General features: G+C 53.3%; 1 rRNA gene. It reads left to right on the plus strand.

The features are described from left to right. Positions 1 to 7 precede the first annotated feature (7 nt). Positions 8 to 1,531, plus strand: a 16S ribosomal RNA gene (locus tag I2E69_RS15090). The last annotated feature ends 7 nt before the right edge of the window (positions 1,532 to 1,538 follow it).

Raw genomic sequence — 1,538 nt, forward strand, 5'->3', positions numbered from 1 at the left:
TTTTTATACAATGGAGAGTTTGATCCTGGCTCAGGATGAACGCTAGCGGCAGGCCTAACACATGCAAGTCGAGGGGCAGCACGGGGTAGCAATACTCTGGTGGCGACCGGCGCACGGGTGCGTAACGCGTATGCAACCTACCCATAACAGGGGGATAACACTGAGAAATTGGTACTAATATCCCATAACATCCGGAACGGCATCGTTCTGGGTTGAAAACTCCGGTGGTTATGGATGGGCATGCGTTGTATTAGCTAGTTGGTGAGGTAACGGCTCACCAAGGCAACGATACATAGGGGGACTGAGAGGTTAACCCCCCACATTGGTACTGAGACACGGACCAAACTCCTACGGGAGGCAGCAGTGAGGAATATTGGTCAATGGACGCAAGTCTGAACCAGCCATGCCGCGTGCAGGAAGACGGCTCTATGAGTTGTAAACTGCTTTTGTACGAGGGTAAACCCGGATACGTGTATCCGGCTGAAAGTATCGTACGAATAAGGATCGGCTAACTCCGTGCCAGCAGCCGCGGTAATACGGAGGATTCAAGCGTTATCCGGATTTATTGGGTTTAAAGGGTGCGTAGGCGGTTTGATAAGTTAGAGGTGAAATACCGGTGCTTAACACCGGAACTGCCTCTAATACTGTTGAACTAGAGAGTAGTTGCGGTAGGCGGAATGTATGGTGTAGCGGTGAAATGCTTAGAGATCATACAGAACACCGATTGCGAAGGCAGCTTACCAAACTATATCTGACGTTGAGGCACGAAAGCGTGGGGAGCAAACAGGATTAGATACCCTGGTAGTCCACGCAGTAAACGATGATAACTCGCTGTCGGCGATACACAGTCGGCGGCTAAGCGAAAGCGATAAGTTATCCACCTGGGGAGTACGTTCGCAAGAATGAAACTCAAAGGAATTGACGGGGGCCCGCACAAGCGGAGGAACATGTGGTTTAATTCGATGATACGCGAGGAACCTTACCCGGGCTTGAAAGTTACTGACGATTCTGGAAACAGGATTTCCCTTCGGGGCAGGAAACTAGGTGCTGCATGGTTGTCGTCAGCTCGTGCCGTGAGGTGTCGGGTTAAGTCCCATAACGAGCGCAACCCCTACCGTTAGTTGCCATCAGGTCAAGCTGGGCACTCTGGCGGGACTGCCGGTGTAAGCCGAGAGGAAGGTGGGGATGACGTCAAATCAGCACGGCCCTTACGTCCGGGGCCACACACGTGTTACAATGGTAGGTACAGAGGGCAGCTACCCAGCGATGGGATGCGAATCTCGAAAGCCTATCTCAGTTCGGATCGGAGGCTGAAACCCGCCTCCGTGAAGTTGGATTCGCTAGTAATCGCGCATCAGCCATGGCGCGGTGAATACGTTCCCGGGCCTTGTACACACCGCCCGTCAAGCCATGGAAGCTGGGGGTGCCTGAAGTTCGTGACCGCAAGGAGCGACCTAGGGCAAAACCGGTGACTGGGGCTAAGTCGTAACAAGGTAGCCGTACCGGAAGGTGCGGCTGGAACACCTCCTTTCTGGAGA

Origin of the sequence: Alistipes sp. D31t1_170403_E11 (genome assembly GCF_015553985.1) — a bacterium.
Classification (GTDB): Bacteria; Bacteroidota; Bacteroidia; order Bacteroidales; family Rikenellaceae; genus Alistipes; species Alistipes montrealensis.